The 14,769-nt window shown below is 51.2% G+C and carries 11 protein-coding genes; 8 read left to right on the top strand and 3 right to left on the bottom strand.

From position 1 onward, the window contains the following. The first annotated feature begins 168 nt into the window (after positions 1 to 168). From NYE29_RS33150 to NYE29_RS33135, 4 genes are all read left to right on the top strand, one after another. Entirely contained in the window at positions 169 to 921 is a 753-nt protein-coding gene (locus NYE29_RS33150) for a MerR family transcriptional regulator (protein ID WP_340899342.1), read from the top strand. A 159-nt stretch (positions 922 to 1,080) separates the two neighbouring features. After that, a complete protein-coding gene (locus NYE29_RS33145) occupies positions 1,081 to 1,989 on the top strand; it encodes an alpha/beta fold hydrolase (RefSeq protein ID WP_340899341.1) in 909 nt (302 codons plus the stop codon). 98 nt (positions 1,990 to 2,087) lie between these two features. Continuing rightward, positions 2,088 to 2,882 carry a helix-turn-helix transcriptional regulator gene (locus NYE29_RS33140; protein WP_340899340.1) on the top strand — a complete coding sequence of 265 codons (795 nt, stop codon included), beginning with the start codon at positions 2,088 to 2,090 and terminating at the stop codon, positions 2,880 to 2,882. Positions 2,883 to 3,150: 268 nt separating this feature from the next. Further along, a complete protein-coding gene (locus NYE29_RS33135; RefSeq protein ID WP_340899339.1) occupies positions 3,151 to 4,419 on the top strand; it encodes a hypothetical protein in 1,269 nt (422 codons plus the stop codon). An 859-nt stretch (positions 4,420 to 5,278) separates the two neighbouring features. On the opposite strand, the gene NYE29_RS33130 is transcribed toward NYE29_RS33135, so the two are convergent. Continuing rightward, on the bottom strand, positions 5,279 to 6,172 hold the full coding sequence (locus tag NYE29_RS33130; protein ID WP_076113121.1) for a LysR family transcriptional regulator: 894 nt from the start codon (positions 6,170 to 6,172) through the stop codon (positions 5,279 to 5,281). A gap of 210 nt (positions 6,173 to 6,382) precedes the next feature. On the opposite strand from NYE29_RS33130, the gene NYE29_RS33125 reads away from it, so the two are divergent. Genes NYE29_RS33125 through NYE29_RS33110 form a run of 4 tightly spaced genes read left to right on the top strand, consistent with a single transcriptional unit; the run spans position 6,383 to position 11,462 of the window. Beyond that, positions 6,383 to 7,351, top strand: a complete 969-nt coding sequence (locus tag NYE29_RS33125) for an ABC transporter ATP-binding protein (RefSeq protein ID WP_038589253.1) — start codon at positions 6,383 to 6,385, stop codon at positions 7,349 to 7,351. Positions 7,352 to 7,378: 27 nt separating this feature from the next. Continuing rightward, a complete protein-coding gene (locus NYE29_RS33120; RefSeq protein ID WP_340899336.1) occupies positions 7,379 to 8,473 on the top strand; it encodes an ABC transporter substrate-binding protein in 1,095 nt (364 codons plus the stop codon). A gap of 5 nt (positions 8,474 to 8,478) precedes the next feature. Further along, complete coding sequence (locus NYE29_RS33115) at positions 8,479 to 10,158, top strand: ABC transporter permease (protein ID WP_076113123.1); 1,680 nt, start codon at positions 8,479 to 8,481, stop codon at positions 10,156 to 10,158. Continuing rightward, positions 10,155 to 11,462, top strand: a complete 1,308-nt coding sequence (locus NYE29_RS33110; RefSeq protein ID WP_076113124.1) for an MBL fold metallo-hydrolase — start codon at positions 10,155 to 10,157, stop codon at positions 11,460 to 11,462. The genes NYE29_RS33115 and NYE29_RS33110 overlap by 4 nt, the downstream gene beginning before the upstream one ends. Before the next feature lie 132 nt (positions 11,463 to 11,594). On the opposite strand, the gene NYE29_RS33105 is transcribed toward NYE29_RS33110, so the two are convergent. Continuing rightward, entirely contained in the window at positions 11,595 to 13,997 is a 2,403-nt protein-coding gene (locus NYE29_RS33105; RefSeq protein WP_076113125.1) for an ABC transporter permease, read from the bottom strand. Further along, positions 13,997 to 14,764 carry an ABC transporter ATP-binding protein gene (locus NYE29_RS33100; protein ID WP_076113126.1) on the bottom strand — a complete coding sequence of 256 codons (768 nt, stop codon included), beginning with the start codon at positions 14,762 to 14,764 and terminating at the stop codon, positions 13,997 to 13,999. The genes NYE29_RS33105 and NYE29_RS33100 overlap by 1 nt, the downstream gene beginning before the upstream one ends. Between the last annotated feature and the right edge of the window lie 5 nt (positions 14,765 to 14,769).

Genomic DNA, 14,769 nt, shown 5'->3' with positions numbered 1-14,769 from the left:
GAAACCATCAACATCCTTTCTCTACCATATGCACTATATTATATACGCTGGAGCCTCAAAAAAACAAAAAAAATTAATATTCGGAGACCTTTAATTAATTTAGACGGGTGGTATTGACTCTCCCCTTAGAGGAGGCCCTAAACTATGTTTTGAAAGGAGCGGGTTCAGTTGCTTTATGGCGTAAAGGAGACAGCCGCACTATCCAAGGTAACCGTCAAAACTCTGCATCACTATCACAAAACCGGCTTGCTGATGCCGTGTGAGATCAGTGAAGCGGGGTACCGTTTGTATGGGACGGAGGAGCTGGAACGGCTGCAGCAGATTCTTTTATACAGGGAATTAGATCTTACCCTGGAGCAAATCAAGCAGCTGCTGGAAGATGAGCCGGATAGACTAACGATTCTTGTGGAGCAGGAGAAGCTGCTGCTTCTCCGCAAGCAAAGGCTGGAAAGTATGCTTGAAACATTAAAGAAATCTATTATGAGCAGAAAGAAGGGAGAACAAATGGAGGATAAAGAGCTGTTTACAGGTTTTGAGAGTGAGGAAGAGTGGGCGGAGGCCATGAAGCCACAGCATGAGCATTTGAAAGAAACATATGATTTTGAATTGCTCGGTACGGCTCCCGTTGATCTTCAGGGGATGAATGAGATGGCGGCGGAGGCAGCAGCTTTTATGAAGGCGATGGCGGAAGCTCTGCGTTCAGGAGTGAAGCACAGTGATGCGGCCATCACACAGTTAATCGAAAGCCATCTCGGGTTTTTGAAGGGTCAGGGGCATCTGGTTTCAGCACAGGATTTTGCACTGCAGAACCGATTCTTCCTCGGGGATGACTTTCATTTGCAGATGCTTGAAGGCCAGCAGACCGGGCTTGCTTATTATCTGTCTGCGGCAGCTGATTATTTTGCAGCGCAAGCGCAGTAGAGTGAATTCCAAACAGACAGCAGAGCTGTACGCACTGTTATACCGCCAAGCACGTTTAAGTGTTTGGCGGTTTTTGGTGATAAGGTACAAGACTATTTTTTTGTCACGGAAATCCAAATGCATCCATGTTATCATCGGTTCAGCAAAGGAGTGCTGATGTTGAAGACGAAGTTGATCCCACCACCAGGAAAGTTAATTAGGGTTAAAGGCAAACAGATGCATATCAGAATAAGTGGGTTACCAGGAGGTAAGACCGTTGTTTTCGATCATGGCTGCGGCTACGGATCTTATTCGGATACATGGTCACTAGTTGAGGAGAAAGTAGCGCCATTTGCACAGACTGTTGTTTACGATCGGGCGGGGTATGGTTGGAGTGAGAAGGGATCCGTTCTTAGAAACAATGAGGAAGCTGTTGAAGACTTGCACGAGCTGCTTCAGGCAGCAGGCGTTCGGCAGCCTTTTATCTATGTGGGCCATTCCTATGGTGGTGTAAATGCGCGTCTTTATGCGGAGCGGTATCCGGAAAATCTGGCTGGCATCGTGCTTGTTGATGCGAGTCACGAAGATGAGCTGACAGACCGGTTCCCAAGAGAACATGTGAAGGGCCAAAAGTCGGGAATATTGATGTTTCGGATGCTATATTGGTTGACTAGAGCAGGGATTCTGAAATGGCTACTGCAGCGGAACAAGCTGAAGGAGTTTGAAGCTCTGTTGAAGCAGTTCCCTGAGTCTATAGCGCGACGGATGAGACTAATGACCCCGCAGAGAGCGACAGGATTGGCAGTATATCAGGAATTCAAAAATTTACAGCTTGGCTATGATGCAGTCCGAAAAAAAGCTCTTCCGCCAGGAATGCCCTTGCTTGTACTAAAAAGTGGAAAAGTGGAGCATTTAGAGAAAGTGAAGGTAGGGATAGCCGATAAAATAACAAGCTGTTTATTGGATGTAGCTGAAGAAATGTCCCATTTGTCTGACCAGGGCGAACTGGTCGTTGTGGAAGACAGCGGACATAATATTCATATCGAACGACCCGATGTCGTAGCTCAAGGAATCCGTCAAATGCTTTAAAAACCGTGTTTCCGAACATATGCAACCTGTGGTTGACAGATTGTTAACGTCGCTTGGTAGTCAGGAACATGCCGGTTTAATACGATAAGCTTGAGGTGATGATGATGGATTTTGCGGATAAATTGCAAGGCTACAGAAAACAAAGGGGGATGTCCCAAGAAAATTTGGCGGAGGTCATCGGTGTGTCGCGGCAAGCCGTATCTAAGTGGGAATCGGGTCAGTCGTATCCGGAAATGGATAAGATGATTGCCTTAAGCGAGTTCTTTGGTGTAAGTATGGACCATATGGTCAAAGAAGTTTCGGGCAATCAGGAAGCAGTCCCGCCACTCGTTACTGGGAATTTCCACGCTGATGTAACTGCAAAGTATCATTATGAATACAAGAGCAAACGAACGTTGTTCGGGATTCCGCTGGTGCATATTAATGTAGGACGCGGAATTCATGTCGCCAAGGGAGTTCTGGCTATTGGGAATATTGCCGTTGGCGGTTTGTCAGTCGGAATCCTCTCGCTTGGAGGCCTATGCTTCGGCGCACTTGCAGGGGGAATGATCAGCATTGCCGGGCTGGCTCTCGGCTTGCTTCTGGCCATTGGCGGGCTGGCCGCAGGAATTATCGCTATTGGGGGTCTTGCCGTTGGGATCTTCGCCATCGGCGGGCTGTCCATCGGAATGTTCTCGCTCGGCGGCTGTGCGATTGCCTCGCGGATCGCCATCGGGGGTTATGCAAGCGGACATATTGCGATCGGCGACGTGACCAAGGGGGCGTACACGATCTTGGTCGAACAGGATCATTTCAGCAGCATTCAGGCAGAGCAGGTGAGGGGACTGATTAATCAGGAGTACCCGCGCCTGTGGAAGCCAGTGGCGGAAGGGATTATAGCTATATTCGACTAGAAGCCAGTGTAGCATCCAGCCTCTGATCACTGACAGGGAACTTTCTAACCAGCTTTCGGAGCGCATGGCTGTGGCGGTGTACTCCGGGGGGATTTCTGCAGGAAGGCTGGCAACCCTGTTACAATTTGGTATACTGAGCCTATTATTACAACTTCCTATGCAACCAGAGTTTGACAGATGAAGTAGTTTTCGCATAGAGATCTAATGTGTTATGGGGGAAATGGGATTGAAGAAGGCTGTTTTATGTTCAATATTGTTCGTGCTTGTAATGGGGAGCTTGGTTCCTGGAGTGGGAGCAGCTGCGAATTCTGTCTATCCGAGTGATAATGGGCCCCGGCAATCCAGTTATGCTGCACCGTTAGCCAAGCCGGAGTTGAAGTGGGCGGTTCCGTTCACAGGAGAAATTAAGCAGGTGGTTATTGATTCAGCAGGTATTTTGTATGTTCTGTCCGAAGGAGTGCGGGTAGTGAAATTAACGTCACTCCGGGCAAGCGGCGAGATCCTCTGGTCCAAGGAAATAAAGGGCGTAGAGGCGAATACACTCAACCTGTCCAACGATAAGTTTCTGATCGTATCAAGCTCGCTCGACGGCCGGGAGCTGACGGATTCTTCTAGGCTGAACGACAGAACGGCGATTGTATCCAAATACACTATCGCCGGAGAGCTGCTTTGGGAAAATACATACGAATATGTAATGAGACTCGGCAATATCACCGTAGGCGATGACGGCTATGTGGCGCTTGCGCTATCGTACTTTACTCAAGCAAGCGGATCGAAGAGATATACGGAAAATGTGAAGCTGATCGGCATGAATGCGAGTGGTGAAACCAAGTTCAACAACACAATGGTTTCGGACACGGAGACGGTCCCTGTAAATTTCTCTGCTCCTCTAATTGTGAAGGACAACGTATACTTGTCGATATCCAAGGGATTCATGAGACCTTATAGTTCAAGAGCGATGATGGCCGAATTCACGGATGCCCAATTTTTAAAGATCAGCAAGCAGGGAGTATTGTTGTCCAGCACAAAGTATAAAGGTATTAATCCGTATGCTCCTGTCTATTACAACAACAATTTCTATGTGAGCGGTGAACCCTATGGCGGGGACAACAACTTGTATATAATCAATACCGCCGGGAAGATCACCAAGACCATCAGCGTAGAAGCGGGCCATATCGGCAACCAGATTCCAGCTTCCATCAGCAAGGATGGGCATATTGTTTTTGCACAGCATGTGTACAGTCCTGCCGGCAAGCTGCTCTGGAGTTTTCAGCCGACTGTCAAAGGCAAGGTCTACCGCTTTTATCCGTATTCCGTACCTGGGCTCATCCTTGACAGCAGCCAGAATATTGTATTTAGCGGATATGATAGTCTATACGGTGGCGCTTACATTAGCTCCATCAATATGAAGACTAAAAAGATCAACTGGAGCTTGCCCATTAACACAGACGCACGGTCTCCAATCATCATTGGCAAGGACGGAACGATATATGTATGGGGGAATAAGGTGTATGCATACGGCAAGAAAGCTTCGTAAGTAAGCTGAACCTTGAACAGTTATTCCAAAACGGCAGAAATGCCGTTTTTTTGTTGCCCGCGTCCCCGGATAAGCACGCATTTTACAGCTGGTGAAGGCCGTGACGCGGGAGGGGTCAATCCCTTGTGCAGGGGGATTTCTGAGCAGGCCAATCTGCCCGGTCAAGCCTCTGAGCAAGGTAATCCCCGACATAGGCCATTCCCTAAACAGGTCAATCCCGCCCGAGCCAATCTCGCGCACCCGCGCAAACCAATCCCTGAGCAGGCCAATCCCGCCCGAGCCAAGCCTCTAAGCAGGTCAATCCGCCCGCAAGCTAATCACCCGCGCAAACCAATCCCTGAGCAGGCCAATCCCGCCCGAGCCAAGCCTCTAAGCAGGTCAATCCGTGCGCAAGCTAATCCCCCGCTTAAACCAACCCGCATAGCAGGATAAGCTCCGCCCAAGCCAATCCAGCGCAAACCAATCTCCGCTCAAACCAAACTCCCGCGCAGGCTGCGGACTGTATAGCTCTTATTTATGTGTATCTGTTCATTTCTCCGGGTTCGCGGACCGTATAGCCGTTATTATGCTCCAGCATCGTATTTTTGGAGGTGATTTGAGCAAATAGCTGCATCTCAGTCCGAAAGGTGGCTTAATGAGGCGTATATATGTGAATAAGGGCGCCTCGGTCCGCAACATTTCACTCTGCACTCAACCTCTGCCCGAATCACTCTGCCCGAATCACTCTGCCCGAATCACTCTGCCCGAATCACTCTGCCCGAATCACTCTGCCCCCAAATCACCCTGCTCCCAACCACTCTGCCCTCAATAACTCTATCTCCTATCACGATGTTCGAGTCGCTTTCTGCTTGTCTCGCCTTCAGATGCGGATCGTGCGGATCAGGTCGATGAACAAGCCGATCAGCGGGGAATAGTGGCGGTCGCGATTATAGGAGTAGAAGATATGCCGCTGAAAATTGTAGTCCGGAATAGTCCGCATCATTAATTTTCCCCTCGCCACCTCATCCTCCACGGCAAGCCGCGAAATAAAGGATACATGTCTGCCGCCCATAAGCGATTGCTTGATCGCCTCCAGTGAATCGAGCAGGATATGGGCTCTTGGCGTTACGCCGGATCGTTCAAACCATTTGTTGGTCAACTGGCGTGTGCTCGATTCCATATCATGCAGAATAAAATGGGCCGACGCGATCTCGGACGGACTAAGCCTGGTCTGAGCTGCAAATTCATGAGTGGGTGCGAATACCAGTACAAGCTCATCTTCACATAAGGATTGGCTGTGCAAAGTTGGCACATAAAAGGATTCGGTGGACAATATGCCCAGATCAATTTCATGATTCACCAGCATCTCTTTAATTACAGGGGAGGGCTTAACCGATAACGAAATCGTTGTTCCCGGATGCTGCTCTCCGAACTGGCCCAGGATTTGGGGGAGAATATACGTGGCCGGCACATAACTTGCGCCGATTTTGAGCGTGCCGCGGCCTGCATTATTGAACTCCTTCACTACCCGCTCGGCCTCTGCGGCCAGTGCATTGATTTTGACGGCATAATGAAGAAACGCCTTGCCGCTTTCCGTCAGGATCATTTTATCCATTCTCGACTCAAAAAGCTTCTCCCCGAGCTGCTGCTCCAAATTCTTCAAATGATAAGTCACTGTAGGCTGCTTCAGTCCCAGTTCTTCGGCTACTGTCGTGATTTTCCTGTGTTTATGGAGCAGTTCTACGATCTGCAGCTTAATCAAATTCAGGTTCATTTCTATTCACTCCCTCGTCTGCTAGCTAAACGATAACATAGAAAAATTCTATGAATGTTAAAATAAATCGGTGAAAAAGTTAATATCGGCGTTACACCCGGCAAATATTGCGGGAATTGTTTGCCTATAAACTAAGGACATGTTCATAGCAACCTTACTTTAGTGCAGTCATTATCTTTTTATAAGTTAAGAACAGGCAGGTACATGAGAATGAAGCAGCTTATCATTAGCGGACTGGAAAAGAAATTCGGTGACGTGCATGCCCTGAAGCCTGCCGATCTGACCATTGCGGCAGGAAGCTTTACCACGTTGCTTGGGCCTTCGGGCTGCGGTAAAACCACCCTGCTTCGTCTGCTTGCAGGACTGGAAACACCGGATGCCGGAGAAATTGTGGCTGACGGGGAACTTATTTTCTCCAGCAGCCGGAAGATCAGCCAGCCGATTCACCGCCGGAATTTCGGCATGGTCTTTCAAGATTTTGCGCTTTGGCCGCATCTGAGTGTCTTTGAGAATGTAGCGTTTGGGCTGCGGGCATCGCGGCAGAAGAAGGAGCTGCGCAGCCGGGTGCAGGAAGCGCTACGCAGCGTAAGACTGGAAGGACTGGAGCTGCGGTTTCCCCATCAGCTGTCCGGCGGTCAGCAGCAGCGGGTCGCTTTTGCCAGAGCGGTGGTGACCCGGCCCAGGCTGGTGTTGTTCGATGAACCACTCAGTGCGCTGGATGCCGTCCTCCGGGATGAGATGCGGCTGGAGCTGCTCTCACTGGTGAAGGACATGGGCATCACCGCACTGTACGTGACACATGACCAGACCGAAGCGATGTCCATGTCGGATGAGGTGGTTGTCATGCATGGCGGAAGCATCCTGCAGACTGGTGCCCCCGAGGAAATTTACAAGAAGCCGGCTGAGCCCTTTGTGGCCCGCTTTATCGGCAGGTCAAACTGGATTGTCCCCGGGAAGCAAATGCTTCGGCCGGAGCAACTACGCTGGATCGACAGGGAGGGAACCTCTCAGGCATTTACCGGAATCATCCGGCATGTCAGCTATATGGGTGACCGCTATGAGGTCATTCTGGAGATGCAGGGAATGGGCACCTGGACGGCTTATCATTCACACCGTTTAACGGTGGGTGAGAGCATTCAGGTCTACGCCTCACAGGAGCACATTCACCATCTGAACTAATCACAATTATTATTAGGAGGTCTTCCCTTGAATTTCATTAAAAAAAGCAAACTAGGTTCCGTTCTTTTGACTGCCGTACTAAGCATCAGCCTGGCTGGCTGCGGTTCCTCCAATACACCTGAGGCTAACGCTAAAGCGAACGACAGCAAGACCAAAAACAATAATACTTCTTCTGCTACTGAACAAGCCTCACCACCGGCAGAGAATACGCTTAGCGGCAGTCTTGTGGTATACAGCGCTGGACCTGAGGGACTGGCGAATAAAATAAAAGTAGGGTTCGAAGCGAAGACCGGAGTCAAAGTGGAAATGTTCCAGGGCACCACAGGCAAGATTCTTGCTCGGATGGAGGCGGAGAAATCCAACCCGGTGGTCGATGTGGTGGTTCTTGCCTCCCTGCCTTCCATGCAGGGCATGAAAAACGACGGATTATTGCTTCCTTATCAAGAAGCGGTGAATGCCGGCAAACTTGTCAGTGACTGGTCGGATGCGGAAGGGAATTACTTCAGCTACAGTGCGTCCGCACTGGGAATTGTCTATAACACCAAGAAAGTAACCACACCGCCGGCTTCCTGGTCTGACCTGGGCCAGCCGGAATGGAAGGGCCTGGTCAACATCCCCGATCCTTCGCTCTCCGGCTCGGCACTGGATTTCATGACCGGTTACCTGAGTGCTCAGGGAGACAGCGGCTGGGATCTGTTCAAGCAATATAAGGCAAATGGGGTGGCGATGGCAGGCGCGAATCAGGAAGCACTGGATCCGGTAATTACCGGTGCCAAATCCGTGGTTGCCGCAGGAGTTGATTATATGGCCTACAAAGCCAAAGCGGATGGAGAACCGGTGGATATCGTGTATCCGGCTGAAGGCACAGTGATCAGCCCGCGTCCGGCGGCCATTATTAAGACGAGTGCAAATGTGGACAACGCCAAAGCATTTATTAATTATCTGCTTTCCGATGAAGCCCAGGCACTCGTAGCCAAGGCGTACCTGCTGCCGGGAAGAAGCGATGTGAAGGCGGAGAACCGCGCCAATCTGGATGGGATCAAAACCTTTGACGTGAAATGGGATTGGATGAACGAACATGGCGATGAAGTGTCCACAACATTCACGGATCTGTTCAAATAAGCGGAATGAAAATTAACGCTTTACGCTCATTTAAGTGGGTGAGCAGCAGCCTTGCTTTGTGTATACTGGTTATTCTGGTGCTGCTGCCGCTGCTTCTGATCTTCTGGACTAGCATTTATTCTGGTCAAAAACTCGATATCACCGCACCGCTCAGGACCATTACCGGAAACAGCGGGCTAATGAAGGTGCTGCTGAATTCTCTGGGTCTTGGAGCAAGCGTAGTCGCCTTGACTACAGTGTTCGCCTTGCCGCTGGCCTGGATTATGGCCAAGAGTGACATCGGGCGCCACGCCTGGCTGGATGTTGTCCTGCTGATTCCGTTCATGACACCGCCTTACATCGGTTCCATGGGGTGGATGTTATTTATGCAAACTGGTGGCTATATGGAGCAGGTTCTTCCGTCTTCTGCAGCGCTGACCCCTTATTTCTTCAGCTATGGGGGGATGGTGCTGATTATGAGCCTGCATCTGTTTCCTTTCCTCTATCTGCTGCTGCGCAATGCACTGCTGCAGATCGGGGGCGGGTTGGAGGAGGCGGCTTCGGTTCATGGCGCTCCATTCTTTTACAAGGTTAGAAGAGTTATTGTACCCTTGCTGTTATCGAGCTACGGGCTTGGTGTGCTGCTGATCTTTGTTAAGACAATTGCCGAATTCGGGACACCTGCGACCTTCGGGCGCAAAATCGGGTTTTATGTTCTGACCTCGGAAATTCACAAATATATTTCCAGCTGGCCGATTGATTTCGGCAAAGCGACTTCACTGGCCAGCCTGCTGCTCGGAGTCTGCCTGATCCTCTGGTATATCCAGACGATCATCAGCAGCCGCTATTCTTACCGCCTGGTGGGCGGGAAAGGGATACGCAGCAAGCATTACGCCGCAAAGGGAGCCTTGGGCTTCTTCAGCTGGGGGTATATTGTGCTGCTGCTGCTCGCTTCCGTCGGAGTCCCGTATTTCTCCATTATTACCGCATCATTATTGAAGCTGCGCGGGGAGGGGCTGTCGTGGGGGAATCTGACGTTAAGCCATTATGCTGAGCTGCTCTCTCCAGGCTCACCAGGCCTTCAGGCACTGATCAACAGCTTCAGCCTGGCGATTGTTGCTTCGAGCATCGCAGTAATTCTTGGCACATGGCTCGCGCTGATCATTGGCAAGGGCACAGCATGGCGGCAAAAATGGACCGATCTGTTCAGCCTGCTGCCGAACACAGTTCCGGGCATTGTCCTTGTCGTTGGGCTGATCCTCCTGTGGAATGCCCGTTGGATGCCGGTCCCGCTCTATAACACCTATGGGATGGTCGTGCTAACCTATGTCGTGCTGTTCCTTCCCTACACCGTGCAGTATGTCAAGGCCAGCTACGGGCAGATTGATTCCTCCCTGATGCAGGCGGGGCAGGTATTTGGCGGAAGTAAGGCTTACGTGTTCCGCCGTATCCTGCTGCCGCTCATTCTTCCCGGAATGGCGGCTGGCTGGATGATGACCTTCACCATTTCCGGCCGTGAATTGGTGGCCTCGCTGCTGATTTTGCCGCCGTCGATGCAGACGTCGGCGACTTATATCTTTGCCCAGTTTGAACAGGGCGCAGTGGCGATGGGCATGGCAATGGCCGTAATCTCTGTAGGCGTTACAACTGCATTGCTGCTTGTAATTCAATACTTAAGTCCAGACAGAAAGCGGAGACAACTATGACCAAGCTGACCATATGGGGGGGCGCCGGGGAGCATGGGCGCTCCTCCTACCTTTTACAGGGTAAGGAATCCTGTATTTTGCTCGATTGTGGTGTGAAGAAGGAAGGGAAAGGAGAGTATCCGCTGCTGGATGCCGCGGTTATTCCGCAGCTTCAAGCGGTCTTTCTATCCCATGCCCATGAGGACCATTCGATGGCCCTTCCGCTGCTTTATAAATATGGCTATAAAGGGAAAGTATGGACAACACGCGATACCTTCAGGCAGCTGCCCGGCTATTTCGAGGCGTGGAGCAGATATACGGCCGCTGAGTCAGCCGGGCTGCCTTATGGAGATGAAGACAAGCAGGCGATGGAATTTATGTTTCTGGACGAGCAGGCCGGACCCCGCACCTGGCTGAACGTTGCACCCGGCCTGCGTGTGCAGTGGGGGCGAACCGGACATTTGGCTGGTGCAGTATGGCTTGCCCTGGAATGGGAGGGGAAGACGGTCTACTTCTCCGGTGATTACACCGAGGAGTCGCAGCTGCTGGCTGTGGACCGGCCACAGGCGCTGTTCTTGTCCGGGCCTGAGGCAGGCAGGGAGCAAGGAGAAGCCGATCTGGCCATCATCGACGCCGCCTACGGAGCGGATCCCGCAGAGCAGCAAGTGAAACTGCTGCAGCTGGAGACTGCGGTCCGGGATACTTTAGAAGGCGGCGGCTGTGTGCTGCTGCCCATGCCGCTGCAAGGCCGGGGCCAGGAGCTGCTCATCTGGGCTGCTGAGCGGTTTCCACAAGCGCAGCTTGTGGTGGAGGAAGCTCTGCTGGCTCCGCTCAGAGCGCTGCGAACCCGTTCAGGTTGGCTGAGAGATGAGGCTCCCGGCAGCATTGACCGGCTCCTGAACAGCAGGAACTTGAAAGCAGTCTCTGTTCCTTCCGAACGGAAGGAGGCACTGAGGCAGCGGAAGAATAAGATAATCTTCACGAACGACGCACTGCTCCAGTCTCCTACAGCCCAGTGGTATTACCGGCAGCAGCTTGATGTTCCCGGCAGCCATGTGATTTTTACAGGCCATTTGCCTGAAGGCAGCTTTGGCCGCAACCTGCTTGGGCAGCAAGGCAGCGGCGGCTGTAAGGTTTCACTGATCCGCTACAAGGTGCATCAAGGCCTTCCTGACATCCGCCGGATGCTGCGGGCTGTTCCAAGCCGCCGCACAGTGCTGGTTCATGCCCCTAAGAAGCAGACGGATCAGGTGCTTTCCATCCTGGAGGAAGAAGGATTTACGGGACTGTATTCTCTGCTTCCCGGGGACAGTATCTCCTTCTGATGCACCCGAATACCCTCTTTTAGACAGCAAGCCAGCTCGACATTTGAGCTGGCTTGCTGTCTGTTTGCTGTTATCTACTAAACCCAGCGGTCCGCAAAAGGGCGGTTCAATGGATTATTCAAATAGCTGCTGTTATTCCGTGACCAGAACCCGTGGTGAAGTGCTGCGGATAACGCTGGAGGCGATCCAGCAGCCGAGACCGGCCACGGTTATACTAAGCAAAGCGAGGAAGGAGATGCCAGCCCACTGCATTAGGAGCGGCAGCTTGACAATACCATAGGAGGAGAGCAGCCCTCTTAATATGCCGGGGAGGAGGAATACCCCGCAGCCGATGCCGAGAGCGGCCCCGGCCGCGGACAGTGCCACAATGCTCCAGGTTACTGCGCCCCGGATGTTATTCGAAGTCAGCCCGATGGATTTGTAGATGCCATAGGTCTTGGTTTCCTTGCGGATATGAATCCGGCAGGTACTGTAAATAATGAGGCAGGTGACCAGCAGAAACAGCAGGCTCAGAATGCTCATCGGAATGATCAGTACCGCCGTAGCTTCCTTGAATACCGAATCGAGCAGAGTTTGCTGTTTGATGGCCTGAATCCCGGGGCCGTATTTGTCATTCAGCTGCTGCACTATCTTATCTGCATCATTGTCGTTTATTAAATTCAAGTAAGCTGTATCAGGGTGAAACTGGGTGAGCGCATCCGAGGTTATTCTGGCTTGATTGGACATATTGGCAATGGACTGATAAATGCCGGTCACTGTGAAGGTGTGCCGCTCTCCTTCAACATACAGCTCTATAACATCTCCGAGTTCTTTCCCGAGCTGCCTGGAGATGTTGATGCCGATGGATATTTCATTCCGGTTGACCGGATTTCTGCCGTTTATGGAGGCGAAGCCCACCTCATCCAGACTCCCTTCTACGGCATTAAGCGGAATGCTGAGGGATTGTGAAGCATCGTCCACCTTCCCGGAGCTTCGCATGGTTTCCGCAGACACAACGCCGATGGATTGGCCCGCCCAGTTAAGGTTTAGGATAGCGGGATCGGCCTTAACCTCGGCATTCAGAGCTTCACGGTCGAAATCCGCTTCGTTCACGACCATGACAACAATATCAGAGGCATCATAACCCCAGAGCGGCGAGGTTTTCTGCATTTGATAGATGCTGTTCAAGAGGACGAAGCCGAAGACCAGCACTGACGTTGTAATGGTGGTCAGAATAAGCATCAGGATAGAGCCCTTAAGATTTTTGGTTACATTTCTCAGCCCGATGACAGCAGGAACCGGCCAGCGTTCAAACTCATGGCCCCGCTTTCCCCGGCCTTTCGAACGTTTGCCAAGGCTGCTGTGCGAAGCTTCAGACATGCCATAACGAATGGCCTGCATCGGCTGGATGGAACGGGTTTTGCTGGCATAAATCCACACGCATACAAGAATCAGCAGCAGCATCCCTGCTCCGACCATCCAATCAGTCCAAGCTCCTTGGAGCCGAATCGAGGAATAATCAGTCTTTAAGAAGGATAGAGACTGTTCAATAATCACTCCCGATAAAAAGCGGCTGATCCATAGCCCGGGCAGGATGGACAGCAGTGCAAGAAAACTGTACTGGGCAACGTAGGTGCCAATAATCTGCCTTGAAGTCAGACCCATGGATTTAAAAATCCCGATGGTTTTGTAATTGGCCAGAATTGCATCCGAAATCGTAAAGCTGATCGTAAACAAGGCAACCAGCATCATTACAATGCCAAGGAAGCTCATGACAAAACCGATGATTTTGTTCATGATAAAGTAGAAAGCTGAAATTTGCTCATAGCTGTTCATCTCTTCCATAAATGGCGTGCCCAGAAATTTTTCAAACCGCTCCCAATAATCAGCACGCTGGCTGTAGTCAGCGAAACGGAGTCCCAGAATATATGAATCTGTGTCTTGAACAGAGCTTAGATCCTGCTGGTAGTCGCTGCTGTTCATCCAGATCCGCGCTGTTGTGGAAAAGGGTCCTCCCAGCGGAAGGTCGATCACGACAGCAGATACAGTTAAGCTAAGAGGAGTATTACCTGTCTTAAACTGAAGTTCGTCACCAATGGAAACATTATATTTATAGGCGAGCGAGGTTGGAATCCAAATCGTACCCTGTTCAGGATGAGCAGTCTCCGGTCCTTGGGCAAATACAAGCTCATCTGTGCCAAAAGGCCGGTCCGGTGTATTCATCATATACAAATACAGGTTGGGGATATCTTCTCCGCGGTGTTTGACTCCTGCCAAAGGCTTGTAAGGCAGCAGCACGGATGCCGTTACGCCATCCTGCTGGGACCACCACTGGGCTGACTTCTGCGGATTATGAAGACCTCTGCTGAACATTAGTAGTTCATGGGAGCCTTTAGTGTCGCGATGCAGGCCTTCGTAAAGATCTTCCGAGTTGGAAATAACGGTTATCGCGGTGTTCGTCAGCAGCGTGGACAGCAGAATAAGCAGCGCAATCAGACTGTTCTGCACTTTGCGTTTCCTCAGATTCCCCCAGCAAATCGTCATTATTGCATGCATTACGTAAGGCTCCCTTCACGGGAGATGTAGGAGAAGATGAGGGACTCTCTGTCCTGCAGCTGATCAGGGGTAAAAGCACCAAGCTCCAGCACGCCGCCAACCTGACCATCGCGGATAAAGATCAGCCGGTTCGCACGGCAGGCCGATTTGATATCATGAGTGACCATGACGATGGATTGTCCCTCGGCATTCATGCTTGTCAAAATATCGAGTACCGCAACGCCCTGATCATAATTCAGGCTTCCTGTCGGCTCATCTGCAAAAATGATCTCAGGTGTATTGATTAATGCCCGCGCAATAGCAGCTCTTTGCTGCTGGCCCCCGGACACCTCAGCTGGCAGCCGGTGCTGCTGCTCTTCAATGCTCATGGCCTTCATCAGCGACAAGGCTTTCTGCTTCACTTCACGCCGTGGCCTTGCTGCAACATAGCCGGGTAAAGCGATATTTTCCAGCAGTGTCAGATCAGGCACAAGATTGCTGTTCTGATAGATATATCCGATTTTCCCAGCTCTCAGCCCGGAAAGCTCCTTCTCGGAGAAGCTGTCCATACGCTGCTGGCTGAAATGGACTTCACCTGCGGTGACCGTGTCCAAACCGCTAAGCAAGTAGAGCAGCGTTGATTTTCCCGACCCGGAATCTCCCATAATTACGGTGAAATCCCCTTGGTAGATGTCCAAATCAATATTTCGGATGGCGTGGAATTGCTCGCTGCCGGTGGAATAGGTTTTACACAGGTTTTTGGTATGAAGTATCGCGGTTTTCGGCATGCATA

It is taken from the genome of Paenibacillus sp. FSL M7-1046 (assembly GCF_038007405.1).
Classification (GTDB): Bacteria; Bacillota; Bacilli; order Paenibacillales; family Paenibacillaceae; genus Paenibacillus_AQ.
Note: the sequence above shows the minus strand (reverse complement) of the source record. Positions and strands in the feature narration are given on the sequence as shown.